Below are 25,900 nucleotides of genomic sequence, written 5' to 3' on the forward strand. Positions count from 1 at the left end.
GCGGCGGGGGTGCCGACTACGGCGGTGCGAGCAGGAGTTGGCGGACGGTGCGGGCGACGCCCTGCGCGCCGCGCAGATCGTCGAGCCCGGGGCCGACGGCGCCCCACTGCTCCTCGGCCGACGGCGGCTGCCAGAGCGCGGGATCGGTGGGGTCGGCGGCGCGGGGCACCGGTACGAGCCGGGTGACCCGCTCGGCGAGCTCCCGCTGGGCGGTGCCGAGCGGGGGGAGGAAGGCGAGCGGTGCGCGCCGGGCCTGGGCCAGCGCGACGGCTCCCCACGTCGGCGAGGCGAGCAGGAGTTCGGCGCGGGCGTGCAGTTCGTCGGCGTCGGCCTCGGTCGCCGCGTCGACCGTCACCCCGGGCAGGCCGGCGATGGCCTCGCGGACCGGGTCGAGCCCGGTGTCCCCGACCACGGCGCAGGAACCGGTACGGCGGACGGCCTCCCGGACGAGCGCGGGCAGCGGCCCGGTGGCGAAGGCCTCGGCCTCGGGCGGCGGGACGGCCCAGAGCGAGAGCAGCAGCAGGGTGCCGCGCCGTTCCCGCCGACGGCTCAGCCGGGCCGGCGCCAGCAGTCCGGTGGGCCGCTCGCCGGCCGGGCGCTCCAGCCAGCCGGGCCACTGGGCGCGGGTGAGCATCCGGTCGGCGGGGAGCGGGGCGAGGGCGCTGCCGGGGGCCGAGCGCAGGTGCAGTACCGGCACCCCGAGCCGGGCGAGGCGCGCGGTCGTCGCCTCCTCGTCGCAGACCAGCGCGGCGCCGGGCAGGGTCTGGCCCGGCAGCGCGTGCCCGTTGTCGGTCGACCGGGGCAGGTCGCCGAGATGGGCGGCCACCCGGCGCAGCGCCAGCACGGAGTCCAACTGCTGCTCGCGGCAGGCGAGCAGCACCGTCGGGCCGGTGGTCGGCGCCGCCGGAGCGGTGGTCAGTACCGCCACGGTGCCACCTCCCCGAGCCGGGCCACGTCGTCGCTGTAGCCGGCCGCCGTGGTCGAGCAGCCGCTGCACATCCGGGGCCCGTGCGTGCGGAAGTGGTCGGCGTGCTCCCGGAAGGCCGGGGTGTCCAGGAGCAGCGCGCCGTTCTCGCGGATCGGCGCGCCCCCGGGGCCGTCGGCGTCCTCCCGGTGCGGGATGCAGCTGCAGGCGTGCATCCGGCCGCGCCGGCCGTCGATGTAGATCACGTCGTCCGTGACGTGGCAGAGCGGCAGCGAGGCCCGGGGCGGGGTGGACTCCTCGAAGTAGTGCCACTGCTCCTCCGGGGTGTCGCCGTAGAAGCGCTTGCCCATCGGGACGAGTTCGCTCTGCGGACCGGCCGTGTAGAGCGGGTCGCAGACCGCCCGCACATGGTCCGGGTCGGGGTAGCGGATCGAGCGGTCCAGCTTGAGCGCGGACAGCTCCCACTGCCGTACCCCGGCCTCCGTCAGCACCCGCCGGAGCTCCGGCATCTCGGTGTAGTTGTGCGGCCCGACGACGGTGTTGACGCGCGGCAGCACCCCCAGCTCGCCGGCCATCCGCAGGCCCCGCAGCCCGGCGTCGAACATGCCGGGGGAGCGGCGGTAGGTGTCGTGGGTGGCCGCCGAGGCGCCGTCGAGGCTCACGATCACCTGGGCCAGCCCGGCCGCGGCGAGGTCCTTCACGAGCTTCGGAAGCATCGAGCCGTTGGTGATCAGCGACATCCGCATGCCCGCCTCGGCGCCGGCGCGCACCAGCTCCACGACGTCCGGGTGCATCAGCGGCTCGCCGCCGGTGAAGCGGACGTACCCGACCCCGGCGGCCCTGGCCTGGGGCAGCAGCTCGGCGAAGTCGGAGCGGGAGAAGCGGAAGGTGTCGCGGGAGAGCGCGAAGTCGCACATGAAGCAGTCGGCGTTGCAGGCTTCGAGGATGCGGATGAACAGGTAGCGAGCGCGCGTCGGCGTGGTGGCGGACACCCGGACCCTTTCGTCGGCGTGGTGGTCGGAGCGGTCGGACGGATCAGCGGGCGGGGCCGACGGCCCCCAGGACTTCGACCATGGCGTCGGCGACCTGGGCGGCGCCCCCGGTGCCGACCTCCGCCGTCAGCGCGCCCCAGTCGGTGCCGGGCTCCCGCTCCACCCGGCGCAGCGCCTCGGCGACCAGGCCCCGCACCGCGGCGGAGGTGGCGCGCCGGTGCTGCTGGGCGGCCCGGGCGATGCCGCCGTAGATGAGGTCGAGCGCGCGCCCCTCGCCGCCGGCCCGCAGGGCCAGCGCCTCCTCCTCGGTGAACACCTCCTTCGGCCAGACCACGCGTGTCCCGCCGCCCACGGCCCGCTCGTGGAAACGGCCGTTGAAGATCTGGCTGAGGTTCTGCGGCGGCAGGCAGACCGTCGGCACGGCCAGCCGACCGGCCTCCAGCAGCGTGGTCAGCCCGGGAGAGGCGAGCAGCACGTCGCACTCGGCGAGGCGGTGGAGGAAGTCCTCGTGGGCGAGCGCGCCGACCGTGGTGGCCGCCGGTACCGGACAGGAGTCCACCAACTGCCCGGCCAGCCAGGCCGGGAGGTTCCCGGCGACGTGCACCTCCTCGACCCCGGACGCGGCCAGTGCCTCCAGCGCGGCGGGCAGCACCAGCTGCGGATAGCTCGCCCAGTCGTCGAGCTGGGGCGCGCGCAGCCCGCCCAGGCTGACCAGCGCCCGGCGCGGACGAGGCCCGGGAACGGCGCGCCGGCCGGCCCCGCCCCCGGCGATCACCGCGTCCACCCAGCGCAGCCGCCGTACGTCGGCCAGCACCCCGGTGCACTCCGGCGGCAGGTCGACGCACCGCTGCGCGCAGTAGACCTCGGCGTCCAGGGGGAGTTCGGCGCGGTCCCCCTCCGTCCAGAGGAACGGCAGGCTGTCCACGAAGACCACCGGGACCCCGCAGTCGCCGAGGGCCCGCGCGAGCCCGCCGTCCAGCACCACCAGCGCCGCCGCGACCCGCTGCTCCCGGACGATCCGCGCCAGCTCCCGCTCCGGCTCCGCGTCCGGCAGGTCGAACCAGCGCTCCACGGGCGAGCCCGCCAGCACCGGCCGACCCAGCCCCGAGGCCAGCCCGACGAACCTGGTCCGCTCGCCGCCGCGGGCCTGCAGGGCGGCCAGTACCGCGCTCAGCTTCCCGGAGCTGCCCCAGCCGAAATCCACCCCGGCCACGGCAACCGTCCGGCTCTCTCCACTCACCCGCATCCGCCCCGCCTCCTCCCGCGCCGGCCCGTCCCGGTCGACCACCGCGCCCTGTGGCGCATGCTTCGTAGTCTTAGCACCCAGACAGGACGGGACAGTTGGCCTACTGACGGATTTGCCCGCTACTCCACCCCGGCAGGTGAACTTCGTCATCGTTGTGTTGACGTACGGCCGTTGGGCCCCCGCCCCTCCCGCGGTCGCCCGGCGTGCGGACGCGCCTCCCGCGGCCCGCCCGGGGGCACCGTCGGTCGGGGCGAGCCTCCCCCGGGTCGGCGCACCCGTGTCCGCGGGCGGTCTCGCGCGCTTCGCGCGAGTGCTCCGTCGCGCCCCCGAGCGCCCCCGGCGGGCGGCTTGTCGCCCTCGGGGCGCGCGAGTTCAGTGAAGGAGCGTGCGGTGTCGATTCCGCGCCGTCCGGCTGAACGGCCCGCGCGCCCGACTCCCGTGTGCGCCGCCTGCCGAGGGGAATCACGATGCGACCGGTCCCGCCGTTCACGGTCCTGCCGTCCGCGGCCCCGCCGTTCACGGTCCGCCGTCCGCGCGCGCCCCGGCCGGGGCGGTCACCCGGGTCGACCGCTCGGCCATGACGGTCGGCCGCCCCGGCCCTCCCGGGGCGGCGAGCACCGGGCAAAGCTTCAACGGCGGGGACATGACATCTTGATGATCGCGACCTGTGAAACGTCACATAGCACCAGGAGACGCCCTCCGCCGCCTGCTAGCTTCCCGGCTGCCGGAGCCACCGGCGACCCGGCCGACCACAAGTCGGCACCACCACCGCACCGTTGACACGAAGGGACCCTCCACGTGACCGTGCGCAAGCTGACGCTGTCAGCCGCCGCGACAACGACCGTGCTCCTCCTCTGCGGCAGCATCCTGGGCGCGACCTCGGCCACCGCGGCCGGACCGGCGCCCACCACGACCACCACGGCCACCGCGCCCGCCACCACCGCCTCCGCCCGCGCCGACGCCCCCGACGCCCCCGACGCGCCCGGCGTGCCCGGCGTTCCCACGACGCTGGCCCCGCCGGCCACCGGCACCACCTCCGAGGCCACCGTGGTGACGCCGGCGCAGGGCAGCGCGCCCGCGACCACCACCGCGGCCCCGGCGCTCGCGCTCTCCTCCTACGACCCGAAGGCCGGCACCGCCGTGCTCGCCCCGGCCGGGGCGGATTCCGCCAAGGGGGCGGCCAAGACCGAAGCGGCCGAGACCGAAGCGGCCAACCCGGAATCCGCCCAGGCCGAGTCCGCCGCGGCCGCCGTCCGGCCGGGCCAGCTGATCGACAGTCCGCCCACCCCGGCCGCCCCGCACGGCGCACTGGTCGCCGTCACCGGCGTCCAGCCGGCCGCCGACGGGACGGTGGCCGTCACCACCCGCCCGGCGACCCTCCCCGAACTGCTCGGCGCGACCAGCGCCGACCTGCACAGCGCGATAAGCCCCGCCGCCTTCGAGGTCAAGCCGTGGATCAGCGGCCTCCAGGTCACCACCGACCTCGGCCCGACCTCCGGCAGCGGCTCGGTCTCCGGCGGCCTCGGGCTGAGTGCCGACGCCACCGTCCCGCTGCCGGGCGGCTCCTCGGCCAGGCTCTCCGGCTCGGTCGAACTCCACCCGGCCGTCGACTTCTCCTACCGGGGCGGCCTCGGCCTGATCGACCCGCAGCAGGCCCGGATCGGCTTCACCCTGGGCGCCCACGCCGACTGGCACGTCAGCGCCGCCCTCACCGGCAGCACCGGCCCGGTCCGGATCGCCCTGGCCTCGTACAGCGCCAGCCCGGTGGTCATGGTCGGCGTCCTGCCCGTGGTGATCAACCTGGCCTTCACCCTCTACGCCGACATCAGCGCCGACGGCACCGTCACCCTCGACGCGGAGCAGGCGTACGACGGCACCTGGGGCGTCCACTCCGACTACGTCAAGGGCCCGGGCTGGACCACCACCACCGACCCCGGCACGTCCACCGTCTCCCCGCTGCGCCTCGACCTCCGGGGCTCCGCCACGGCGAAGGCCGGGCTGCTCGCCGAGGCCTCCGTCGCCCTCTACGACACGGTCGGCGTGAAGGCGTCGATCGAGCCGTACCTGCGGGTGGCGGTGAACGGTTCGGTGCTCCTGGACGCCACCCACCCCGAGCCGGAGATCAACGGGACGATCGCCCTCTACGGCGGACTCGACATCAACGGGGCGCTGATGGCCCGCCTCGTCATCCTCGGCACGCCGATCCTCGAACAGGACCTGCCGTTCCTCGCCTTCCACCGCGAGTGGCCGATCACCTCCTGGAGCGCCGGGCAGTCCCCGGTGCCGCTGGTGAACTGGACCACGCTCAGCGCGAGCCTGATCGACGACAACCAGTCCGCCTACCTGCGGACCCGGCCCGACTGGGACCCGTCGGCCCTCAAGGCCTCCTGCCCCGACGGCAGCCGGCTGCTGGGCCTCGCCCACGGCAGTGACAACGGCCTGTGCAGCGACGTCACCCGCGCGAACCTCTGGGGCGCGAACCACGGCTACCTCGTCGACCACGGCGGGACGTACGTGAACACCGACTGGGCACCGGGCTACGCCAAGGCGCAGTGCCCCGCCGGCTCCTTCGTCTCCGGCTACAGCCGCAACGGCCGGACGCTCGGCGTGCTCTGCGCCGAGTCCGCCACCCCGCTCGGCACGGCGAGCCGCACCCTGTGGTTCGACAACGGCGACAACCGCCCGGCGGTGGCCGGCGGCGGCGACTTCGCGTACGGCTTCGGCAAGGGCCAGTGCGCGGACGACGAGTTCATCGCCGGTGTGGCGTACAGCCAGCCCTGGTGGCAGCTCTGGGCGGCGCGGCCGTACGCGCTGCTCTGCCAGAAGCTCGCCTGACTCCGCAACCGCCCGGCGGCGGTCGGTCCGCCGACCGCCGCCGGGTGTCCGGGTGTCCGGGTGTCCGGGTGTCCGGGTGTCCGGCGGAAGTATCCTCGGCGCGCCCGCCGCCACCCGCCCGGGCACGGGCAGGTCGACCGTGCTCGACTCTGGTGTGCCCGGGCACCCTGAAGGCCCTCGGCGGCGGTACGGCGATCGTCCCCGGCACCTGCGTGACCGCCGGACCGCGCAACGACCTCAACGGGTTGGCATGCCTCCGTGCGGGCTGTTGACCACCAACGGCAGCGACCCTTCAGCAAGGTAGAAGTGCCCGGGGAAGTAGTCGATGTGAAGGTGACCGCCGTCCTCGGCGGAAGCCATGCCGCGCAGGTTTTCCGCAAGCACCGTCCTGCCGGCGGAGTCACCACTGATCACAAGGACCTGTCGCTCGGAATCCAGATGGACAAGGACACCGGGGCCGGCGGTCTTCTTGACCTCGATCCCCGCCAGGGCGTCGCTGCCCGCCGAGGGCGTGGAGCTGAGCAGCCCCTCGCCCTCGGCCACCGCGGCCGCCAAACGGTTCAGTTCCTCTGCCGACGCCGTGAGATCCACTTCGCCGTGCACGGGGTCGCAGATGAGTCTCACGCGGTCGGCACTCCTTCAGGATCGGACTCCCATGATGCCAGCCGGCTGCCAGACACCATCGGGCACTTCGGATCCACTCGTCCAGGGGCCAATCGACCGCTCTTCCAGTCCGAGCGGGCGAGGCGGTCGCGCCTCGCGTGTCCCGTCCAAGCGGGCCGGCTGCGGCTGCGGGCGTCAACGGCCCATATTGATCAACTTCGGTGCGCCGACGAGAGCGCGGCCGAACCCCGCCAGGACCTCAACCCCGCCAGCGCCGGGTGCCCCGGGCGCGAGCGCCCGGCGGGAGGTCGGGTGCGCGCTCGTACCCGAAAGCCGTCCGAGAAGGTGAGGTGCTCGGGCCTGCTGTCGCCGACCGAGCAGACGCGGCTGGCGATGTAGAAGTCCTGTGCCGACGACTCTCCGGTCCGGTCGTCGTCGACGTCCGCGTCGGGGTGCACACGCCGGACCACCTCTTCGATGCCGTCCGCGAGATCATCCGCGCCTGCCTTTTCAGGCCCCTGCGGGTCGGCGGTAGGCCCACGGCCGGTCGGTGTCGATTGTCTGATCTGCCGCGGGTTCGCTCGCATAGCAGAGCCTGGTCGCGCTGTATTCAAGGTGGGGCAAGGTTCACTCCAAGGTGCGAAGGTCATGACAAATGGTCAGGACTTCTGACGCTGTACTGGCAATCTCGACACACAATCAGTTCCTCGGCCGTGGACAGGGTGAGGCGCCATTCGGGACCCCTGTGGGGCAGCCTGCGGTCCGCCGTGAAGGCCGACCTGTGGCGGCGCGCGGTGCGTTGGGGGTGGTGCCGGTGATTTCGGGATGGTTGGACCGTCCTTCCGTTGACCGTACGTATGTTGGAGATTCCGATGAGTGAAGAGCCCAAGTTCGTTCTGCTGGCGCTGACGGTGAGTTCGGAAGGGAGTGAACGGCTGCGGCTGGACCCTGCCGACACTGGCCTCCTGACCAATCCGGTCGTCTTCAAGGAAGGCGCGGAGTACAGCCTCGGCGTGGAGTTCCGTGTCAATCCCGGCGACATCTCGCGGTACACGTACGTACACCTGGTCAAGCGCGCGGGCGTGAAGGTGGACAAGCTGGAAGGCACCCTCGGTTCGTACGGTCCCTCTCCTGAGGGACGACCGTACAAGAAGGAGCTCACGACCGAGGAGATGCCCGAGGGCGTGCTGGCCCGCTCCGGCACTTACGCTGTCCAAAGCCGGATTCTCGACGATGACGGGACCGTGTACGCCGACTTCAAGTGGTCCTACAAGATCGCCGCAGATTGGCGGTAAACAGCGATCACAGGGTGCTCGGCCTAGCCGAGCCGGCCATGCCGCGCTGTCTGGTCGACGACAGCGTCAGCATGACCGAGAGCCGCCGCACCCTCAAGATCGGCCGGTCCACCGTCTACGCCGTCCGGCGTGGACGGTGGACCGCGCTGTGCCCGCCGACCGGCGTGATCGTCGGAAGCGCCCGGTACTGTCCAGCTCCCAGCCCGCCGCGACCACATCCTCGCCCACCTGCGCGAAGCCGGCCTCGGCGCCTTCGCGGACCTCGGCTCCCGCCGCCGGCCCGCTCCGCCTGGCCGGACCACCTCTTCGACGCGTCCGCGAGATCATCTGCATCGGCCTTCTAACGGCGCTGTGCGCGATTGAGGTCAGGGCGTGTCGGCCTGGCGGGTTGTCTGATGAGTGATCACCTCTCGGCAGCGCGGTCGGAGACCGGGCCGGCTACGGCTGTGCAGGTCTCGTCGAAGTCTTCGCGGCGGCCGCGGAAGCGTTGCAGGGCGCGCCACTGCTCGTGCTCGGCGTTGGGGTGCTCCACGCAGATCCGCTCCGACGACTGTTGGTGGCGTTCCGCGTTCCAGGCGGCGACTTCTTCGGGCGTCGCGTCCTTCTTCGGTTTGAGCGGCGGGGCCTGGAGCTGGTCGGGAAGCTCCTTCGCCAGGCCCCGGTATCCGGCGTCGACCTTGGCTTTGACCTGTGGGAACTGCCTGAACAGGTCGGCGATTCCCTCTGTGCGCACCGCCGTCCGGTCGTGCATCCGCCCGGGGCGGAACGCCCCGGCCCATAGAGCACGCCCAAGGCCGCGTGCGGGAGCTGGAAGCGCAGGACGACCAGCGTGGCGATGACCCGGTCGGTGAACACCAGCTGGTGATTCGGTCCCGCCCCGGCAGCACGCAGGCGGTCACGACCCCGCTGCTCGTGCAGTCCTCCCTCCTCCGAGGCCGTCCATGCCGGGGCCAACTTGTTGATCAGCGAGCCGAGTCGACGGCGTGGCAGGCCGGTGAGGATAGGATGGGACAAGGTCGTGCGGGTCAGGGATTGCGTCACAACAGACCCAACCCGCACGGCCTTCCTCACGTCACGGCCGCTCCCGTGCCCGGCCGACACGTGGGCTACTCCTGCCAGCCCGCTGTCGTGGCAGCGCGCTCCTGCCACTGCCTGACTCCCGGGCCGTTCGACTCCCAGCGGTGGCAGAACAGCTCCAGCTCTGCGCACCTGGCCAGCATGGCCGCCTGGCGAACCGGCCACGCGGGCACCGGCCCGCCGTAGGCGTGGAAGAAGCGGTCGAGCGCCTGGCGGTGCTCGGCGTGGTGCATCCGTACGATCCACTCGCACCAGGCCAGGTCCTCGACCGCATCGCCGAGGTGGGCGAACTCCCAGTCGACCACGGCAGCGACCTGGAACGTCACCGGGTCCAGGAGCATGTTGTTGGGCCCGAAGTCCCCGTGGACGAGCACCTGCCCGGCATCCTGGGCACCCGCCCCGAGAACGCTCGGCGCGGTCTCATGGATGCGGCGCAGCAGCGTCCCACATGCCTCCAGGACCTGCGCCGCGCGACCAGCGTCGATCAGGTCCTGGCCCGGAGTACCGGTGACGAACCCGAGGGTGAGGATCCCGTTGTCCAGGCCATGTACCGGGGGCACGGGCAACTTCCCCTGCAACCGGGTCAGCAGCGTGTGCTCCCGCGCACGGCGGAGCCCCGCATCGGGGCCTTCGTAGGTCTTCTCCACCACCGATCCGTCGCCGACGGTGCGGTTGGTATAGCCGTGCTTCAACGGACGCATCCACAGATCATCGATCACGGCACCACGCTGCATCTGCACCAACCCTGACTCCATTCGCGCACCACGTCGTAAGGAAATGAGTGGCCGCTCGCACGTTGACGGCATCAACAAGTACAACGACTTCCTGAACAAGCAGGGCAAGAGGTAGTGAGCACGCTCGGCGCTTGACCGCTCTGCCCTGGTACGGCCTCTCTCGGACGCCGCGCCAGGGCAGAGCGGCGGCGGGAACTGTCGGTGGGGTAGGGCTGGGCAGAGACTGTTCGGCCGATCGCGTGGATGCTGCCTGACCTGGTCATCCGGCCGCGACCTGAGGCGTTCCGTCGCCGGGACGGGCCGGCCGGACGGTGGACCTCGCGGTGCCGATCAGGCCAGGGGTGCCCTTGCGGGTCAGGGCCGCTGCCCGAAGTCGACCGTGAACTCCAGGCAGAAGACGTCCTCCTCGCGCCCGGTGAAGGCCTCGAGCCGAATCTTGAACTTGGCCGCCGGGATCTCCCTCGGCAGCGTCTTGGAGAACTCGACATCGAACCGTCCCGTCGCCGACGGCACCGACGCACCCCACTCGGCGAAGAACTCCTTCAGGGTCTGCCGCTTCTGGTGGACCTTGATCAGCCCGAGCTTCACCGTGATCTCGACGTACGCCTCGTCGTCGAGCAGCTTCTGGACGTCCCCTCCGACCCTGATGGTCAGGCCCTGGCCCGGCCTCGGCGGATCGGGGGTCACGCTGATGGAGCGGATCAGGAGGGTGCCCTCCGGAGTCCCGCAGTCTTCGTAGCTCCAACCGGCCATGCTGCACTCCCAACGGTGAGGCCACCGCGAACCGGTGGCGGGGTCTGGTGATCACCATCGTCGGTCGGCGCCCTGAGCCAGCGGCGAAACGTCGAGCACTTCACCCGTATGCGCGGTGACACGGCCGCAGTGACGGTGAAGGCGGCGTCCGCCGGGACAGCGGTGGTGCACAGCGCGTCGGCGGTTGCTCTTGTGGAGGGGGTGGCGCCCTGGCGTGCATTCGCGCCGCCGGGCCCGCGCCACCGGCCCGGTGCGGAGTCCGTTCCTCGTACTGGTCAACCCCGTACGAGGTGCCATCACCCGCAGGGTGAGTGTTTCCCACCCCGGCGTCCTCCCCGTGCCGTTGCGGCCCTTGGGCGCGACGACCGGCGGATACATTGCGGCCACTGTGGGTGACGCTAGGAGGTCTCCGTCATGAGTGTGACGAGTCGGTACCTGGGTGCCTGGGAGGGTTTCTGGCGGGATGCGCCGGACGAGCCCGGGGCGGTGATCTGGGACGCGGAAGCGGCCCTGGTGGCGGAGCGCCACCTCGCGCTGTTCCGGCCGGGGCTGGTCGACCCGGAGCTGCCGGTGGTCGACCTCGGCTGCGGCAGCGGGACGCAGACGCGCTTCCTGGCCGGACGGTTCGGCCGGGTGCTCGGGGTCGACCTGTCGGAGGCCGCCGTGGAGCTGGCCCGGCGGAACGACCCGGCCGGACTGGCCGAGTACGCCCGGCTGGACGCCACCGACGCCGGAGCCGTCCGCGCGCTCCACGACCGCCTCGGCGACGTCAACCTCTATCTGCGCGGGGTGATCCACCAGAGCGATCCGGCCGACCGGGGGCCGGTCGCCGAGGCCGTCGCGGTGCTGGCCGGGCGGCGCGGCCGGGCGTTCGTGGTCGAGCTGGCCGAAGCGGCCAAGCGGGTCCTGGCGGACCTGGCCGCGGGGCCGGCCGGGCCGCCGCCGAAGCTGCGCCCGGTGTTCGCCCACGGGCTGGCCCCCGCCGAGGTGGCCGACGGGGCGTTCGCGGAGCTGTTCGGCGCGGCCGGGTTCGCGGTCCTGGACTCCGGTGAGCTGCCGCTGGCCACCACGGAGTTCACGGCGGACGGTGACCGGATCGAGCTGCCGGCGCGCTGGCTGCTGGTGGGCGCGGACGAGCAGGCGGCCGGCCGCGCCTGAGGTGTGCCGCGGCTGGTGTCATCTGGCGTCGAAGTGGCGCCAGTGTCGCCCCGGGGCCGCTCGGAGGGCAGTGCCACGTAGTCCGATCCGGTCCCGGAGCCGTCCGGCGCCATGGTGCCACCGGCCCGAGGCTGCCATAGGCGCCCGGATGGAGGGTGGGTGTCGCCGGACCTGAGCCACTCGGGCACATAAAAGGCTTGCGCTTGGCGTCATCATGGTGCCATCATGGCGTCATGAAGCTCATCGCGTACGCCGAGACCCCGCGCCGCGAGGTCGGGCCGGTCCACCGGTAGCACTGTCCACCGGTAGCACCAGCTGCCGGACCGACCCACCAGGCCGCCACCCGAGACCCCGAGGACGGGATCACCATGCCTTCGTTCGACACTCCCGACCCGATCGCCGTCACCGCGCACGTCGAGGCCGGTTCCATCCATTTCATCGCCGTCGACCGGCCGGACACCGTCGTCGAGGTGCGGCCGCGCGATCCGAAGAAGGACCTCGACGTGCGGTCCGCCGAGCAGACCGAGGTCGGCTACGCCGCCGGGGTCCTCACCGTACGGACGCCCAAGCCGCGCTACCTGGTCGGCCGCGTCGGCACCGTGGACGTCACGGTCGAGCTGCCCGCGGACTCGCGGATCGAGGTGAGCGGCGCCTGGGCCCAGGTACTGGGCGAGGGGCGGCTGGGCGAGACCGAGGTGAAGACCTCCTCCGGGGATGTCCGTTTCGACACCACCGGCCCGCTGCGGCTGGCCGCCGCGCACGGCTCGATCACCGTGGACCGGATCGAGGGCGAGGCGGAGATCACCACCAGCTCCGGCAGTCTGCGGATCGGCCGGATCGACGGCGCCGCGGTCCTGAAGAACACGCACGGCACTACGACCGTCGACCTCGCCAACGGCGATCTGCGGGTGAGCGGCGCCAACGGCGACATCGAGGTCCGGCGGGCCGGCGGCTCGGTCGCCGCCACCACCGCCCACGGCACCCTGCGCATCGGCGAGGTGGCCCGGGGCAGTGTCCAGCTGGAGACCTCCTACGGTGCCATCGAGGTCGGCATCCGGGAGGGCACGGCGGCCTGGCTGGACCTCGGCTCGGCCTCCGGCCAGGTGCGCAACATGCTCGACGCCTCCGACGCCCCGGGGAAGTCCGAGGACACCGTCGAGGTCCGCGCCCGCACCCGGTACGGCAACATCGACGTCCTCCGCGCCAAGCCCTGATCCCGCGGCTCCGCTCCCCACCCGGCCTCCGAACGCCCCGAACCGTCACCAGCCCCCAGCCCCGGCCAGTAGCCAGTAGTCCCCAGCCACCAGTCCGTCGTCACCGAGTCCCCGAACAGGAGGACCACATGCCTTCGATTGTCATGCCCGCGTCCAGGCGGCCCGACTCCCCTCCGCCGCCCGCCGCCGTCACCGCGGTCGGCCTGCGCAAGTCCTACGGCGACCGGACCGTCCTCGACGGCATCGACCTGCGGATCCCGGCAGGCTCGGTCTTCGCGCTGCTGGGGCCCAACGGCGCCGGCAAGACCACCACGGTGAAGATCCTCTCCACCCTCGTCACGGCCGACGGCGGGCACGCCCAGGTCGCCGGCCACGACCTCGCCGAATCGCCGGACGGGGTCCGCGCCGCGATCGGCGTCACCGGGCAGTTCTCCGCGGTGGACGGGCTGATCACCGGGGAGGAGAACATGCTGCTGATGGCGGACCTGCACCACCTGTCCCGCCGGGAGGGCCGCCGGGTCGCCGCCGGGCTCCTGGCCCGGTTCGACCTGGTTGACGTCGCCAAGAAGCCCGCCTCCGGCTACTCGGGCGGCATGAAGCGCCGCCTCGACATCGCCATGACCCTGGTCGGGAACCCGCGGATCATCTTCCTCGACGAGCCGACCACCGGCCTCGACCCGCGCAGCCGCCACACCATGTGGGGGATCGTCCGCGAACTCGTCGCCGAGGGCGCCACCGTCTTCCTCACCACCCAGTACCTGGACGAGGCCGACGAACTGGCCGACCGCATCGCGGTGATCGACGGCGGCCGGATCGTCGCCGAGGGCACGGCCGAGGAGCTGAAGCGGCTGGTCCCCGGCGGACACATCCGGCTGCGGTTCACCGACCCGGCCGCCCACCGTGCGGCCGCCGCCGCGCTGGCGGACGCCGAGCGGGACGACGCGGACCTGACCCTGCGGATCCCCGGCGACGGCAGCCAGCGCCGGCTGCGCGCGATCCTCGACCGGCTGGACGCCGCCGGCGTCGAGGCCGACGAGCTGACCGTCCGCACCCCCGACCTCGACGACGTGTTCTTCGCCCTGACCGGTGGTCCCACTCCGCCGCACCAGACCCAGGAGGTCGTCCGATGAGTTCCCTCTCCCTCGCCGTCCGCGACTCGTCGACCATGCTGCGGCGCAACCTGCTGCACGCCCGTCGCTACCCGTCGCTGACCCTGAACCTGCTGCTCACGCCGGTCGTCCTGCTGCTGCTCTTCGTCTACGTCTTCGGCGACGTGATGAGCGCGGGGATCGGCGGTGCCGGCGCCGACCGCTCCGCGTACATCGCCTACCTGGTCCCGGGCATCCTGCTGATGACCATCGGCGGCACCACGGTCGGCACGGCGGTCTCGGTCTCCAACGACATGACCGAGGGCATCATGGCCCGCTTCCGGACGATGGCGATCCACCGCGGGTCGATACTGACCGGGCACGTCGTCGGCAGCGTGCTGCAGGCGGTGCTCAGCGTCGTGCTGGTCGGCGCCGTCGGCGTTGCCATCGGCTTCCGCTCCACGGACGCCACGGTGCTGGAGTGGCTCGCCGCGTTCGGGCTGCTCACCCTGTTCGCCCTGGCGCTCACCTGGATCGCGGTCGGGATGGGCATGGTCAGCCCGAACGCCGAGGCGGCCAGCAACAACGCGCTGCCGCTGATCTTCCTGCCACTGGTCTCCAGTGCCTTCGTCCCGCTGGACGCCATGCCGGGCTGGTTCCGGCCGATCGCCGAGTACCAGCCCTTCACCCCCGCCATCGAGACCCTCCGCGGACTGCTGCTCGGCACCGGCATCGGCCACAACGGCTGGCTCGCCGTCGCCTGGTGCCTGGGCCTGACGGTGCTCGGCCACCGCTGGTCGAAGCGGCTGTTCGACCGGGACCCCCGGTGAGCCGGCGGACGGGATGTCGGTGAGCCGACACGCGGGACCCCCGCCGGGGCGGCGGGCGTCGGCACGGCCCCGAGCGTGACCGCCCCGGGGAACCCGACCAAGATCGGGTGAACCGCGGAAGGGTCTCGAATCGTCCTATTCGGTATGAACGATGTGTTGATCCACCTCGGACGGGGCCGTTCCCGGGCCGCCGTGCCCGCCGCGGCCCCGGCCTTCCGCCGCTCCATACGCGGGGCCGTCGCCCGGTGGGCCGGGTGACGGCCCGGCTGCCCGCGGGGCGGGCGAGGTACGGGGCGATCGCCCTGGTGGTCCTCGCCGCCGTGGCGGCGGGCACCTGGTGGTGGCGGCCGTGGGCGGAGGCCGCGCCGAAACCCCTGGCCTTCACCACGGCGCCCGGCGGCACCGAGCGGGTCGGCTCCGGGGAGCGCCTCTACCGGTACAAGGTACGGGCGGAGAACGGGCTGAAGGTCACGCCCGCGCAGTTCGCCGCCGAGGTGGACGCCGTGCTCGGGGACACCCGGCGCGGCTGGGCCGCCGGCGGTGAGCGGGCCTTCCAGCGGGTGGACGCCGACCCGGTGGACTTCACCGTGTACCTGGCGACCCCGCAGTCCACCGACCGGATCTGCGGACAGTACGGCCTGGACACCGGCGGCTGGGTGAACTGCGCCGCGGGCAAGCAGGTCGTCATCAACCTCAAGCGCTGGCAGGAGCTGTCCGAGTTCTACACCGGCAAGCCCGAGCTCTACCACGCGCTCGCCGTCAACCACGAGGTCGGACACATCATCGGCCAGGGCCATGTCGACTGCCCGGGCCAGGGCGCGCCGGCGCCGGTGATGATGCAGCAGATCAAGGGGCTGCACGGCTGTGTGCCGAACGGCACGCCGTACGCCGAGGACGGCACCCTGATCACCGGCCCGCCGGTGGTCGCCTCCACCGCGACGCCGGTGCCCTGACGGCGGGGACGATCGCGCCACCAACGGCCGGTCAGCCCAGGGCGGCGGCCTTGCGCAGCAGCACCGACCGCTCGCGGGTGTTGCGGCACATCCGGGCGGCGAGCTCCAGCTCCGACCGGGCCTCGGCGGTGCGGCCGAGGCGGGTGAGCAGTTCGCCGCGCACGCCCGGCAGCAGGTGGGAGCCGGACAGCCGGCCGGACTCGGCCAGCCCGTCGACGATCCGCAGGGCCTCCTCCGGTCCGGCGGCCATGGCGACGGCGACCGCCCGGTTGAGGTCGACCACGGGGGAGGGCGCGATCCGGCCGAGCGCCTCGTAGAGCAGCACGATGCGGGGCCAGTCCGTCTCCGCGACCGACGGCGCTCCGGCGTGGCAGGCGGCGATCGCCGCCTGGAGGCCGTAGGGGCCCAGGCCGTGGCCGGTGGCGGTCGCCCGGTCGAGCGCGGCCAGTCCGCGCCGGACGGCCGAGCGGTCCCACCGGCGGCGGTCCTGGTCCTCCAGGAGGACCGGTTCGCCGTCGGGCCCGGTGCGCGCGGGGAAGCGGGCGGCGGTGAGCTCGAACAGGGCGAGCAGGCCGGACACCTCCGGTTCCCCGGGCAGCAGCGCGGCCAGGGTCCGGGCCAGCCGGATCGCCTCGTAGGCGAGGTCGGTGCGCAGCAGCCGGTCCCCGCTGGTCGCCGTCGAGCCCTCGGTGAAGAGCACGTAGAGCACGCTCAGCACCCCGCCGAGGCGCTCGCGCCGCTCCTCCGGCGGGGGGACCGCGAAGGGGACGCCGGCGGCGGCGACGGTCTTCTTGGCCCGGGTGATCCGGGCCTGGAGGGTGGGCACCGGCACCAGGAGGGCGCGGGCGATCTCCTCGCTGGACAGTCCGGCGACCACCCGCAGGGTCAGCGCCGCGCGGGCCTCGGGCGACAGCACGGGGTGGCAGGCGACGAACATCAGCGCGAGCACGTCGTCCTCGATCAGGTCCGGGTCCCACGGCAGCTCGTCCGGCTCGGCGGGGGCGGGCTCGGCGCCGGAGCTCGCCCCGCCCTCGGTCAGCCGGCCGGCGAGGGCCGCGTAGCGCTCGTCGAGGGCGGAGCGGCGGCGGAACCGGTCGATGGCGCGACGCCGGCCGGTGGCGAGCAGCCAGCCGACCGGGCTGGCCGGCTCGCCGTCGCGCGCCCAGGCGACGAGCGCCTCGGCCACCGCCTCCTGGGCGACGTCCTCGGCGAGGTCGAAATCGCCGGTGAAGCGGGTGAGGGCGCCGACGATCCGCGCCGACTCGATCCGCCAGACGGCCTCGACGGCCCGCCGGGCGGCCTCGGCGGCGCCCGGCGGGCCGTCGAGGTGCCCGGCGGACCCGCCGGCGCCGTCGGTCGGTCCGGTGCTCAGAGCTGGCCGGTCCGCTCGCGCCATTCCCGCTCCTGGATGATCCACTTGTTGTCCTGCGGGAACTCGTCGATGCCCGGCACCCGCCGGATCTCGATCTTCATCCCCGGGAGGGACGGCAGCCGCTTCGCCCAGGCGACCGCCTCGTCCTGCGAAGCCACGTCGAGGATGTAGAAGCCGCCGAACAGTTCCTTGGTCTCACCGTAGGGCCCGTCGGTGACAATCGGCGCCTCCCCGGTGAAGTCGACCACCACGCCCGTCGACGCGTCGTCGAGCCCCTCGGCGGCGATCAGCACCCCGGCCCGGATCAGCTCGTCGTTGTAGCGACCCATGATGTCGAGGATCTCCTCGAAGGGCGTGTCCATCATCTTCTCGCGCGTCTCGTCGCTGCCACGCATGATCAACATGTACTTCGCCATGGCTGTTCTCCTTGGTACGGGTTTGGTGCGGGGTCGGTACGGGAGTCGCTGTCCGACCCTCTCTACCCCAGGTCGAACGGGACGGCGCGGGATCGACACGACGGGGGCGTCCGGAGCGAAATTCTCTCCGGACGCCCCCTGCCGCGCCTCCTGAGGTCCGCGTGCGGCGCGATGCCCCCGCTACACGCCCGCCCGGTCCACCGGCGGCACCCGCCGGACGGCCGCGGCCGCGCCGCCCCCGGAGCCGTCGGCGTCCAGGGCCCGGAGGATGTCCTCCACGCTCTGCTTGGCGTCGCCGAACAGCATCGCGCTGTTCTCGCGGAAGAACAGCGGGTTCTGCACCCCGGCGTAGCCGGAGGCCATCGACCGCTTGAACACGACCACCTGCTCCGCCTCCCACACCCGCAGCACCGGCATGCCCGCGATCGGACTGGCCGGATCGTCCATGGCCGCCGGGTTGACGGTGTCGTTGGCGCCGATGACGAGGACGACGGTGGTCGCGGCGAGGTCGTCGTTGATCTCGTCCATCTCCAGCACGATGTCGTACGGCACCTTCGCCTCCGCCAGCAGCACGTTCATGTGCCCGGGCAGCCGCCCGGCGACCGGGTGGACGCCGAAGCGGACCTCGACACCGCGCTCGCGCAGCCGCCGGGTGAGTTCCGCGACCGGGTGCTGCGCCTGCGCCACCGCCATGCCGTAGCCGGGCGTGATGACGACCGACTTGGCCTGCGCGAGCTGCCGCGCGACCTCCTCGGCCGGGACCTCCCGGTGCTCGCCCTGCTCCTCGGCCCCGCCCGCGGCGGCCTCGATGCCGAAACCGCCCGCGATCACCGAGAGGAAGGAACGGTTCATCGCCCGGCACATGATGTAGGACAGATAGGCACCGGAGGAGCCGACCAGCGCGCCGGTGACGATCAGCAGGTTGTTGTCGAGCAGGAAGCCGGCCGCCGCCGCGGCCCAGCCGGAGTAGCTGTTGAGCATGGAGACGACGACGGGCATGTCGCCGCCGCCGATCGAGGCGACCAGGTGCCAGCCCAGCGCGAGCGCCAGGACGGTGACCGCGATCACCGCCCCCAGGCCCGGGCTGACCGTGAACCAGACCGTCAGCCCCACGAACGCCGCCAGCGCGCCGATGTTGAGCGCGTTCTTGCCGGGCAGCACCAGCGGCCGCGAGGCGATCCGGGCGGACAGCTTGAGGAAGGCCACGATCGACCCGGTGAAGGTGACCGCCCCGATGAAGATGCCGATGAACACCTCGGCGTGGTGGATGCCCAGCAGGTCCCCGGCGACGGCGGTCTGCGCCGCGCCGTGCGCCTCCACCTCCAGGTAGCTGTTCCAGCCGACCAGCACCGCGGCGAGGCCGACGAAGCTGTGCAGCACGGCGATGAGTTCCGGCATCTGCGTCATCTCGACCTGCCGGGCCCGCCACAGCCCGGCCGCTCCGCCCAGCGCCATCGCCAGGACGATCAGGGCGACCGCCCCGGCGCTGATGCTCCTGGACGCCACCACCACGGTGGCGGCGAGGGCGAGCGCCATCCCGGCGATGCCGTAGACGACCCCGGCGCGGGAGGTGCGGTGCTGGGACAGCCCGGCCAGGCTGAGGATGAACAACAGGGCGGCGACGAGATCCGCGGCGTGGGCCGCCGTCGTGGACGTCATCGGGCTCAGCGCCTTTCCGGGGACGAGGAGAACATGCTCAGCATGCGGCGGGTGACGGCGAAGCCGCCGAAGATGTTCACACTCGTCAGCAGGATCGCCACGAAGGAGAGCACGGTGACCGTCGCGCTCCCGTGCCCGATCTGGAGCAGGGCGCCGATCACCACGATCCCGGAGATCGCGTTGGTGACCGACATCAGCGGGGTGTGCAGGGCGTGGTGGACCTTGCCGATCACGTAGTAACCGATGACCACGGCGAGTGCGAACACCGTGAAGTTCTGGGCCAGTTGGGTCGGGGCGAAAGCGATCAGCAGGAACAGTGCGAGCATCCCGGCGCCGATCAGGCCGAACCGGGCCGCCGGGGTGAGCCGGGGCCGCGCCGGTTCCACGGCCGCGGGCGCGGCGGGCGTCGCGGCGGGTGCGGGCGCGGCCGACACGGCGACCGGCGGTGGCGGCCAGGTGACCTCGCCCGCCCGGACCACGGTCACCGCCCGCTGGACCACGTCCTCGAAGTCCAGCACCGGCTGCCCGTCCTTGCCCGGGGTCAGCAGCTTCAACAGGTTGACCAGGTTGGTGCCGAACAGCTGCGAGGCCTGGGCGGGCAGCCTGGCCGCGAGGTCGGTGTAGCCGATCAGCGTGACGCCGTTGTCGGTGACCACCGTCCGGCCCGCGACCGTGCCCTCGACGTTGCCCCCCTGGGCGGCGGCCATGTCGACGACGACGCTGCCCGGCCTCATCGCCGCCACGTCCGCCGCGGTGAGCAGCCGGGGGGCCGGCCGGCCGGGGATCAGCGCCGTGGTGATGACGATGTCCACGTCCTGGGCCTGCTCGTGGTAGAGCGCGGCCGCGGCCCGGTCGTAGTCGGCCGAAGTGGCCTTCGCGTAGCCGTCGGTGCTCGTCTCCTGGGCGGCCTGCACCGGCAGGTACTCCCCGCCGAGGGACTTCACCTGGTCGGCGACCTCAGGCCGGGGGTCGGTCGCCCGGACGATCGCGCCCAGGCTGGAGGCGGCGCCGATCGCGGCGAGCCCGGCCACACCGGCGCCGGCCACCAGGACCTTCGCCGGCGGGACCTTGCCCGCCGCCGTCACCTGGCCGGTGAAGAAGCGGCCGAACACGTGCGCCGCCTCGATCACCGCCCGGTACCCGGCGATGTTGGCCATCGAGCTGAGCACGTCCATCGACTGCGCGCGGGAGATCCGCGGCACCGCGTCCAGCGCGAGCGCGGTGACCGGGCGCGCCGACAGCGTCTCCAGCAGATCGGGCCGCTGCGCCGGGGCGAGCAGGCCGATCAGGGTCGCGCCGTCGCGCAGCCGGGCGACCTCGGCGGTCGACGGCGCGTTGACCTTCAGGACGACGTCGGCCGCCCAGGCGTCCCCGACTCCCGCTCCGGCTGCGGTGTAGGCCTCGTCGGTGAACCCGGAGGCGGTACCGGCCCCGGACTCGACCACGACCTCGTAGCCGAGGGCGAGGATCCCCCGCACCGTGGACGGTGTCGCGGCGACCCGGGTCTCCCCGGCGGTCGACTCGGCGACCACACCGATGCGCCGCGGGGGGTGGTGCGTGGCGTCCTGTGCAGACATCACTCGTGCCTCTCTCCTGGGAGGAGCCAATGACGGCGGGATCCGCGTCCGGGGGAGCGTTGCTCCCCTTGGAGGCAGGAACCTACCCGCCCGGACCCGCCGGGGCACCGGGGCGAGGCCGTGACGTGCTTCACCGATTCACCGGGCGGCGGGTCCGCTGCGGCGCCCGGGGCGCCAGGGAGTGGCGGGTCGGGCTCAGAACCCCTGGGCGCGGGCTCCGTCGCGCAGCAGGGCGAAGGCGGCGGCGGTCTCGGCGACGGCCTGCGGGCCGGCCTCGGCGATGTCCTGCCCGTCGGCCAGCCTGGCCCAGGCGGTGCGGGCGAGCACCTGGCGGACGGCCACGTACTGGGCGGCGAACAGCCGGGCCGTGATGCCGCCCGCCGGGTCCAGCGCCTCGGCGAGCGCGTCCGCGTCGGCGTCGACGTAGTCCAGGAGCTGGGCGGACAGTTCCGGGGTCTCGTAGACCAGCCGGAGGAAGGCGAGCACCTCGGGATCGTCGGTCAGTCCGGTCTGGGGCTCGTGGGCGGCCAGCCCGGCGAGGTGGTGGCGCTCCAGGGCGTCCAGCGGGGTGAGTCCGGCGGCGCGGTCGCGCACCACCCGGCCGGCCTCGCCGAGGTGGTCGGCGAAGCGGTGCAGGACCAGCTCCTCCTTGGTGGCGAAGTACCGGAACAGGGTGGGCTTGGAGACCTCGGCGGCGGCGGCGATCTCGGCCACCGAGACCTGTGCGAAGCCCCGGTCGAGGAAGAGGGCGATGGCGACATCGGCGATGGTCTGCCGGGTGCGCTGCTTCTTGAGGGTCCGCAGACCCGGTTCTGGTTCGCTCGGACTCATGCCAAGGATCATAACCCGGATAAATTCGTTACTGGGTTGCGTTCGTTACTGAGTTGCTGTTTCATGGAGCCATCGACGAGTCATCGACCACCGGAAGGTACGGACACACACATGACGAACGTGGTGATCGTGGGAGCGGGGCCGACCGGACTGACGCTGGCCTGCGGGCTGGCCCGGCAGGGCGTGGCGGTACGGGTCCTGGAGCGGGCCACCGCCCACGCCGAAGGCTCCCGCGGCAAGACGCTCAACCCCCGCAGCCTGGAGATCCTGGCGGACCTGGGCATCGCCGAGGAGCTGGCCGCGGTGGGTCGCACCCACCTGCCGTTCCGCAAGTACTTCGAGGGTGCCTTCGTCAACGAGACCGAGCCGTTCGCCGGCGCCCGGCCCAGCGCCACCACCCCCTACGCGGCCAGCCGCTGGCTGCAGCAGCCGCAACTGGAGGCGCTGCTGCGCGAGCGGCTCGCCGCCCTCGGGGTGACGGTCGAGCTCGGCACCGAGCTGGTGGACGTCCGGCAGGACGCCGACGGGGCGGAGGCCGTGCTCGCGGACGGCCGGCGGATCGCCGCCGAGTACGTGGTCGCCTGCGACGGCGGCCGCTCGACGGTGCGCAAACTGCTCGGCATCCCCTTCGTCGGCGAGGGCGACCCGGAGCCGATGATGGTCTGCGGCGACGTGGAGGTCGAGGGCCTGGAGCCGGGTGCCTGGCACCAGTGGTTCGGGCCGCAGGGCGCCTTCATGCTCTGCCCGTTCGAGGACAGCCCCCGCTGGCAGCTCCAGGCCAGCCCGGAGACCGCCCCGGACGGCACAACGGTCCCGCCGTCGCTGGAGAGCTTCCAGCGGCTCGCGGCCACCCACACCGGCCGCGAGGACATCCGGCTCGGCAACGCCACCTGGCTGTCCACCTGGCGGGTCAACGTCCGGATGGCCGAGCGCTACCGCGAGGGCCGGGTCCTGCTGGCCGGGGACTGCGCCCACGTCCACCCCACGGCGGGCGGGCTCGGCATGAACACCGGCATCCAGGACGCCTGGAACCTCGCCTGGAAGCTCGGCCATGTGGTGCGCGGACTCGCCGCGCCCGCGCTGCTGGACACCTACCAGGAGGAGCGGCTGCCGATCGCCGCGTGGACCCTCGACGTCACCAGCGCCGGGATGGCGGCCGTGATGGACGGGATCGACACGCCCGGCATCGGGGTCGAGGCCGGCGGGGTCGGCGACTTCACCGGACTGTCCCTCGGCTACCGGTGGAGCAGCCTCGCCGGAGGCGCCCCGGCCGAGGGCGACCCGGAGGCGCTGCTCCGGGCCGGGGACCGGGCGCCCGACGGCCCCTGCCCGGGACCGGACGGCGCCCCGGGCAGGCTCTTCGAGCGGTTCGCCGGCGACGACTTCACCCTGCTCGTCCTCGGGGCGGGCGCCCGCCCCGAGCTCGCCGGACTGCCCGGCCACGTCCGGCCGGTGCGGGTCGAGGACCGGGACAGCGAGGTCCGCCGGGCCTACGGCGTGACCGGCGAGGCCCTGGTCCTGGTCCGGCCGGACAACCACATCGCGCTGGTCACCCCGGCCGCCGAGCCCGGCCCGGTGCACGCCTACCTGGCGCGCCTGGCCGCCACCGGGTGATCAGGGCCTCGGCACCGGTGGCGCGGTCAGGGGCGGGGGCGGACGGCGAGGCCCGGGCGGCGGCGGTGCACCGTCAGGTAGGCGACGCCCTCCGGCCCCGCCGCCACCGCGCGCTCGGCGCCGCGCGGCAGCAACCGCAGCGCGCCCGGCTCCAGTGCGTGCTCGACGCCCGCGCAGTGCAGGGTCCCCCGCCCGGCGAGGCCCAGCACCAGCACGTCCAGGTCGGGTTCGACATGGGCGGCCACGGCCGCCCCGGGGCGCAACCGCACCACGTTGGCGTCCAGTTGGCGCTCGGTGCCGGTCAGCCGCCACAGCGCCCCGGCGGCGTCGGCACCGGCCTCCCGCAGCAGCGCCTCGACCGCCACGCCGTCGCCGAACCCGTCCGGCCCGCGCGACCCGTCAGAATCCCTCATAGCGGACATCCTCCCACCGCACAGCGGCCCTGCCGGGTCCGGGCCCGTCAGTCGACGCTCCCGCCCGTGTTGCGGATCAGCTGCCGGAGCACCTTCAGCGCGGTGACGTAGTCCGCGTCGTCGATGCCCGCGTGGAGGGCGGCGCGGATCGCGGGGGCGTTGCGGGCGAGGTCGACCCGGGCCTGCTCACCCTCCTCGGTGAGCCACAGCCGCTGCTCGGCGTCCTGGGTCAGCCAGCCGCGCTCCACCAGTACGGCGGCCTCCGCCGTCAGGTCGTCCTCGGACCGGAGGTAGGAGGCCATGGCCGCCCGGAGCTCGGGCACCGTCATGCCCGCCCCGTCCGGCGAGATGTCGTTCTTCGACAGGTTGCGCAGCAGCCAGAACTGCGGCTGGGTGTAGCCCTTCTCGGCCTGCCGGGCCCGGGTGAACGCGATGAGGGCCTCGTAGGCGACACCGGTCCAGTAGGCGGCGGGCTGGCCGGCGAGTTCGGCGTCGGAGATCTGCTGGGTCGACACGGGGGTCCCCTCCTGGTGTCTCGGGTGAGCGGCCCGCACGCGGTGCGGGTCGTACGAGAACCGTAGGACTTGAAGTGCGGTTGAGGGCAAGGGAGGGAAGCCCCGGCGGTCGGCCCTGTCAGCCACTGTCAGCCCCTGGCGGCCTGCTCGGCCAGGGTCACCGGCAGACCGGCCTCGATCCGCCGCAGCAGCCGGCCGCCGTGGACGCCCGGGGTGTCGAAGCCGCGCCACTCGTCCGGGTCGGTGTCGGCCCCGGTCAGCAGCACCTCGGGGACCAGCACCGTCTCCGGGGCGACGGGCACGGCGCCGGGGAAGGGCGCGAGGTACGACGGGCGGAGCACCGGCCCGAACAGCTCGCCGCCGACGAGGTCCGGCTCGAACTCGGAGGAGAGCACGGTGACCCGGGTCCTGAGGTCCCCGTGGATCATCACCAGCTTGTCCGTCAGATGGCCGACGAAGGCCCCGACCTGGACGTCCCCGCCGACGATCAGCTTGGCGTCGCCCTCCAGGTAGACGGCGGCCGCCCGGAGGTCGCCGAGGACGACCAGCGCGGGGCAGCCGTCGTCGGTGTTGATGACCGCGCCGTCCACCAGAAGGTCGCCGTCCACGATGTAGCCGGTGCCGTCGGGCTCGGCCGCGTCGAGGTCGAGATTGCCCTCGACCGCCAGGGCGCCGGTGTGGACGTCGTACTGCTCCTCGTAGAGGTTCTGGTAGGAGTCGGCGGGCAGGCGGCGCTGCTCGAAGAGCGCCACGGCCTGGTCCCAACTGTGCGGGGTGGTGGTGATGTTCATGGGCGGAACTGTGCCACGGGCCACTGACGGCGGCCGCCACGGGGAGGGCGGCCGCCGACCCGCGGGCGGCTCAGGAACGCGGCTGGTTGATGTTGACCAGCCAGGTGACGCCGAAGCGGTCCGTGCACATTCCGAAGACGTCGCCCCACATCTGCTTGTCCATCGGGACGGCCACCGAGCCGCCGCCGGACAGCTTCTCCCAGTAGCCGCGCAGTTCGGCGTCGTCCTCGCCGCTGACACTCACCGAGATGTTGCCGCCGGGCGTGTGGTCGGTGCCGGGCGGGTTGTCGGCGGCCATCAGGGTGAAGCCGCTGCTGGTGGTCAGCATGCCGTGCATGATCCGGTCGCCGCCCGGGCCCTCCCCGGCGCCGAAGTCGCCGTAGGTGTTGAGGCTCAGCTCGCCGCCGAAGACCTGCTGGTAGAACTCCAGGGCCTGCCGGGCGTCGCCGTTGTAGGTGATGTACGGGTTGAGGATGGACGGCATGATTGATCCCTTTCCTGATGAATCCGGGGGAAATAACCGTTTCCTCAGCCTAGGGAACGCCGGGCCGGGGCGCCGCCCGGCGCGACGCCCGGCGCGACGCGTGCCCCGGCGCCGTCCCGTCGCCCCCGCTGTCGTCCCGTCGCCCCCGCCGTCGTTCTGCCCGAACGGACCTTCCCTTCCGCGGACGCGTCTGGCAGCATCGTCCGCTATTCGGTGATCATGGGCCGGTGACCGGTGGGCCGACTGCTCCGGGGTGCCCGCCGGGGGAGGGGCAGCATGCTGACGCACCGCGAGCGCGGTCGCCGAGGGGACGAGCACCGGCCCGCGCCCTGGGTGCGCACCCGGCTGCGCACGGCGCGTGCGGCCGCCGTGCTCACCGCCGTCCTCACCTTCGTCACCGTCCTCACCGTGACCGCGCTGCCCCGGGCCACCGACCGGGGCGCGAACAGCGCGCTGGCCGCCTTCGCCCAGGACCGCGGCGTCAAGGCGACCAGCCTCCACCTCACCGCCCGCCCGCGCCCCGAC

The 25,900-nt window shown here is 73.2% G+C and carries 25 protein-coding genes; 9 read left to right on the forward strand and 16 right to left on the reverse strand.

What is annotated here, in order from left to right; genetic code table 11:
- Positions 1-16: 16 nt before the first annotated feature.
- From blsF to ADK60_RS27105, 3 genes are read right to left on the reverse strand one after another with little or no spacing between them, the layout of a single operon-like run.
- A complete protein-coding gene (blsF, locus tag ADK60_RS27095) occupies positions 17-928 on the reverse strand; it encodes a CGA synthase-related protein (RefSeq protein WP_234371266.1) in 912 nt (303 codons plus the stop codon).
- The gene (gene blsE / locus ADK60_RS27100; RefSeq protein WP_053649425.1) at positions 916-1,917 is read right to left on the reverse strand and encodes a cytosylglucuronate decarboxylase; all 1,002 of its coding nucleotides are present in this window, start codon (positions 1,915-1,917) and stop codon (positions 916-918) included. Before blsE ends, blsF begins: the two co-directional genes overlap by 13 nt.
- A gap of 43 nt (positions 1,918-1,960) precedes the next feature.
- Entirely contained in the window at positions 1,961-3,163 is a 1,203-nt protein-coding gene (locus tag ADK60_RS27105) for a hydroxymethylcytosylglucuronate/cytosylglucuronate synthase (protein WP_053649428.1), read from the reverse strand.
- Positions 3,164-3,961: 798 nt separating this feature from the next.
- Here ADK60_RS27105 and ADK60_RS27110 point away from each other — a divergent pair.
- A complete protein-coding gene (locus tag ADK60_RS27110; protein WP_053649430.1) occupies positions 3,962-5,998 on the forward strand; it encodes a hypothetical protein in 2,037 nt (678 codons plus the stop codon).
- A gap of 237 nt (positions 5,999-6,235) precedes the next feature.
- Here the strand turns inward: ADK60_RS27110 and ADK60_RS27115 are convergent, their stop codons facing one another.
- A complete protein-coding gene (locus ADK60_RS27115; protein WP_053649431.1) occupies positions 6,236-6,622 on the reverse strand; it encodes an Imm32 family immunity protein in 387 nt (128 codons plus the stop codon).
- A gap of 851 nt (positions 6,623-7,473) precedes the next feature.
- Between ADK60_RS27115 and ADK60_RS27125 the strand changes: the two genes are divergently transcribed.
- The gene (locus ADK60_RS27125) at positions 7,474-7,896 is read left to right on the forward strand and encodes a rho GDP-dissociation inhibitor (protein ID WP_159400602.1); all 423 of its coding nucleotides are present in this window, start codon (positions 7,474-7,476) and stop codon (positions 7,894-7,896) included.
- A 403-nt stretch (positions 7,897-8,299) separates the two neighbouring features.
- On the opposite strand, the gene ADK60_RS46985 is transcribed toward ADK60_RS27125, so the two are convergent.
- From ADK60_RS46985 to ADK60_RS27140, 3 genes are all read right to left on the reverse strand, one after another.
- Positions 8,300-8,647 (reverse strand): transposase family protein, encoded by a 348-nt coding sequence (locus ADK60_RS46985; RefSeq protein WP_234371268.1) that lies wholly within the window; start codon positions 8,645-8,647, stop codon positions 8,300-8,302.
- Between the two features lie 355 nt (positions 8,648-9,002).
- Positions 9,003-9,707: a phosphotransferase family protein gene (locus ADK60_RS27135; protein WP_234371271.1), complete on the reverse strand. Its 705-nt coding sequence runs from the start codon at positions 9,705-9,707 to the stop codon at positions 9,003-9,005.
- A gap of 354 nt (positions 9,708-10,061) precedes the next feature.
- Entirely contained in the window at positions 10,062-10,460 is a 399-nt protein-coding gene (locus tag ADK60_RS27140) for an ML domain-containing protein (protein WP_053649440.1), read from the reverse strand.
- A 414-nt stretch (positions 10,461-10,874) separates the two neighbouring features.
- Here ADK60_RS27140 and ADK60_RS27145 point away from each other — a divergent pair, with 414 nt between their 5' ends.
- From ADK60_RS27145 to ADK60_RS27165, 5 genes are all read left to right on the forward strand, one after another.
- Complete coding sequence (locus ADK60_RS27145) at positions 10,875-11,618, forward strand: class I SAM-dependent methyltransferase (RefSeq protein ID WP_053649441.1); 744 nt, start codon at positions 10,875-10,877, stop codon at positions 11,616-11,618.
- Positions 11,619-11,986: 368 nt separating this feature from the next.
- Positions 11,987-12,832, forward strand: coding sequence for a DUF4097 family beta strand repeat-containing protein (locus ADK60_RS27150; RefSeq protein WP_045943640.1), 846 nt, complete (start codon positions 11,987-11,989; stop codon positions 12,830-12,832).
- Positions 12,833-12,960: 128 nt separating this feature from the next.
- Positions 12,961-13,962: an ATP-binding cassette domain-containing protein gene (locus ADK60_RS27155; protein ID WP_502687462.1), complete on the forward strand. Its 1,002-nt coding sequence runs from the start codon at positions 12,961-12,963 to the stop codon at positions 13,960-13,962.
- Positions 13,959-14,750 carry an ABC transporter permease gene (locus tag ADK60_RS27160; protein WP_053649445.1) on the forward strand — a complete coding sequence of 264 codons (792 nt, stop codon included), beginning with the start codon at positions 13,959-13,961 and terminating at the stop codon, positions 14,748-14,750. The genes ADK60_RS27155 and ADK60_RS27160 overlap by 4 nt, the downstream gene beginning before the upstream one ends.
- Positions 14,751-15,004: 254 nt before the next feature.
- Complete coding sequence (locus ADK60_RS27165) at positions 15,005-15,703, forward strand: DUF3152 domain-containing protein (RefSeq protein ID WP_053649446.1); 699 nt, start codon at positions 15,005-15,007, stop codon at positions 15,701-15,703.
- A 31-nt stretch (positions 15,704-15,734) separates the two neighbouring features.
- On the opposite strand, the gene ADK60_RS27170 is transcribed toward ADK60_RS27165, so the two are convergent.
- The 5 genes from ADK60_RS27170 to ADK60_RS27190 all read right to left on the reverse strand — a co-directional run bounded on the left by ADK60_RS27170 (position 15,735) and on the right by ADK60_RS27190 (position 21,558).
- Positions 15,735-17,099: an RNA polymerase sigma factor gene (locus ADK60_RS27170; protein ID WP_053649448.1), complete on the reverse strand. Its 1,365-nt coding sequence runs from the start codon at positions 17,097-17,099 to the stop codon at positions 15,735-15,737.
- The gene (locus ADK60_RS27175; protein ID WP_045943636.1) at positions 17,072-17,491 is read right to left on the reverse strand and encodes a YciI family protein; all 420 of its coding nucleotides are present in this window, start codon (positions 17,489-17,491) and stop codon (positions 17,072-17,074) included. Before ADK60_RS27175 ends, ADK60_RS27170 begins: the two co-directional genes overlap by 28 nt.
- A 180-nt stretch (positions 17,492-17,671) precedes the next feature.
- Complete coding sequence (gene pntB, locus ADK60_RS27180) at positions 17,672-19,150, reverse strand: Re/Si-specific NAD(P)(+) transhydrogenase subunit beta (protein ID WP_053649450.1); 1,479 nt, start codon at positions 19,148-19,150, stop codon at positions 17,672-17,674.
- A 5-nt stretch (positions 19,151-19,155) separates the two neighbouring features.
- Positions 19,156-20,727, reverse strand: a complete 1,572-nt coding sequence (locus ADK60_RS27185) for a Re/Si-specific NAD(P)(+) transhydrogenase subunit alpha (protein WP_053649453.1) — start codon at positions 20,725-20,727, stop codon at positions 19,156-19,158.
- A gap of 195 nt (positions 20,728-20,922) precedes the next feature.
- Positions 20,923-21,558, reverse strand: coding sequence for a TetR family transcriptional regulator (locus ADK60_RS27190; protein ID WP_045943632.1), 636 nt, complete (start codon positions 21,556-21,558; stop codon positions 20,923-20,925).
- 111 nt (positions 21,559-21,669) lie between these two features.
- Between ADK60_RS27190 and ADK60_RS27195 the strand changes: the two genes are divergently transcribed.
- On the forward strand, positions 21,670-23,172 hold the full coding sequence (locus ADK60_RS27195; protein WP_053649455.1) for an FAD-dependent monooxygenase: 1,503 nt from the start codon (positions 21,670-21,672) through the stop codon (positions 23,170-23,172).
- Between the two features lie 26 nt (positions 23,173-23,198).
- Here the strand turns inward: ADK60_RS27195 and ADK60_RS27200 are convergent, their stop codons facing one another.
- From ADK60_RS27200 to ADK60_RS27215, 4 genes are all read right to left on the reverse strand, one after another.
- Positions 23,199-23,585, reverse strand: a complete 387-nt coding sequence (locus ADK60_RS27200; protein ID WP_053649456.1) for a cupin domain-containing protein — start codon at positions 23,583-23,585, stop codon at positions 23,199-23,201.
- A 47-nt stretch (positions 23,586-23,632) separates the two neighbouring features.
- Positions 23,633-24,100 carry a winged helix DNA-binding protein gene (locus ADK60_RS27205; RefSeq protein WP_053649458.1) on the reverse strand — a complete coding sequence of 156 codons (468 nt, stop codon included), beginning with the start codon at positions 24,098-24,100 and terminating at the stop codon, positions 23,633-23,635.
- Positions 24,101-24,228: 128 nt separating this feature from the next.
- Positions 24,229-24,891 carry a hypothetical protein gene (locus ADK60_RS27210; RefSeq protein ID WP_053649460.1) on the reverse strand — a complete coding sequence of 221 codons (663 nt, stop codon included), beginning with the start codon at positions 24,889-24,891 and terminating at the stop codon, positions 24,229-24,231.
- A 70-nt stretch (positions 24,892-24,961) separates the two neighbouring features.
- Positions 24,962-25,375: a VOC family protein gene (locus tag ADK60_RS27215; RefSeq protein ID WP_053649462.1), complete on the reverse strand. Its 414-nt coding sequence runs from the start codon at positions 25,373-25,375 to the stop codon at positions 24,962-24,964.
- A 276-nt stretch (positions 25,376-25,651) separates the two neighbouring features.
- Here ADK60_RS27215 and ADK60_RS27220 point away from each other — a divergent pair.
- A partial coding sequence (locus ADK60_RS27220; protein WP_053649464.1) for a hypothetical protein occupies positions 25,652-25,900 on the forward strand: 249 nt, incomplete at its 3' end.

Origin of the sequence: Streptomyces sp. XY431 (assembly GCF_001279805.1) — a bacterium.
GTDB classification, from domain to species: domain Bacteria; phylum Actinomycetota; class Actinomycetes; order Streptomycetales; family Streptomycetaceae; genus Kitasatospora; species Kitasatospora purpeofusca.

What these genes read in the sequence shown, in the direction of transcription:
- ADK60_RS27105 (WP_053649428.1), bottom strand. Translation starts at nt 3,163, where the DNA reads ATGCGGGTGAGTGGAGAGAGCCGGACGGTTGCCGTGGCCGGGGTGGAT.
- ADK60_RS27125 (WP_159400602.1), top strand. Translation starts at nt 7,474, where the DNA reads ATGAGTGAAGAGCCCAAGTTCGTTCTGCTGGCGCTGACGGTGAGTTCG.
- ADK60_RS46985 (WP_234371268.1), bottom strand. Translation starts at nt 8,647, where the DNA reads ATGCACGACCGGACGGCGGTGCGCACAGAGGGAATCGCCGACCTGTTC.
- ADK60_RS27135 (WP_234371271.1), bottom strand. Translation starts at nt 9,707, where the DNA reads ATGCAGCGTGGTGCCGTGATCGATGATCTGTGGATGCGTCCGTTGAAG.
- ADK60_RS27140 (WP_053649440.1), bottom strand. Translation starts at nt 10,460, where the DNA reads ATGGCCGGTTGGAGCTACGAAGACTGCGGGACTCCGGAGGGCACCCTC.
- ADK60_RS27145 (WP_053649441.1), top strand. Translation starts at nt 10,875, where the DNA reads ATGAGTGTGACGAGTCGGTACCTGGGTGCCTGGGAGGGTTTCTGGCGG.
- ADK60_RS27150 (WP_045943640.1), top strand. Translation starts at nt 11,987, where the DNA reads ATGCCTTCGTTCGACACTCCCGACCCGATCGCCGTCACCGCGCACGTC.
- ADK60_RS27155 (WP_502687462.1), top strand. Translation starts at nt 12,961, where the DNA reads ATGCCTTCGATTGTCATGCCCGCGTCCAGGCGGCCCGACTCCCCTCCG.
- ADK60_RS27160 (WP_053649445.1), top strand. Translation starts at nt 13,959, where the DNA reads ATGAGTTCCCTCTCCCTCGCCGTCCGCGACTCGTCGACCATGCTGCGG.
- ADK60_RS27170 (WP_053649448.1), bottom strand. Translation starts at nt 17,099, where the DNA reads ATGGCGCGAGCGGACCGGCCAGCTCTGAGCACCGGACCGACCGACGGC.
- ADK60_RS27175 (WP_045943636.1), bottom strand. Translation starts at nt 17,491, where the DNA reads ATGGCGAAGTACATGTTGATCATGCGTGGCAGCGACGAGACGCGCGAG.
- pntB (WP_053649450.1), bottom strand. Translation starts at nt 19,150, where the DNA reads ATGACGTCCACGACGGCGGCCCACGCCGCGGATCTCGTCGCCGCCCTG.
- ADK60_RS27185 (WP_053649453.1), bottom strand. Translation starts at nt 20,727, where the DNA reads ATGTCTGCACAGGACGCCACGCACCACCCCCCGCGGCGCATCGGTGTG.
- ADK60_RS27190 (WP_045943632.1), bottom strand. Translation starts at nt 21,558, where the DNA reads ATGAGTCCGAGCGAACCAGAACCGGGTCTGCGGACCCTCAAGAAGCAG.
- ADK60_RS27195 (WP_053649455.1), top strand. Translation starts at nt 21,670, where the DNA reads ATGACGAACGTGGTGATCGTGGGAGCGGGGCCGACCGGACTGACGCTG.
- ADK60_RS27200 (WP_053649456.1), bottom strand. Translation starts at nt 23,585, where the DNA reads ATGAGGGATTCTGACGGGTCGCGCGGGCCGGACGGGTTCGGCGACGGC.
- ADK60_RS27210 (WP_053649460.1), bottom strand. Translation starts at nt 24,891, where the DNA reads ATGAACATCACCACCACCCCGCACAGTTGGGACCAGGCCGTGGCGCTC.
- ADK60_RS27215 (WP_053649462.1), bottom strand. Translation starts at nt 25,375, where the DNA reads ATGCCGTCCATCCTCAACCCGTACATCACCTACAACGGCGACGCCCGG.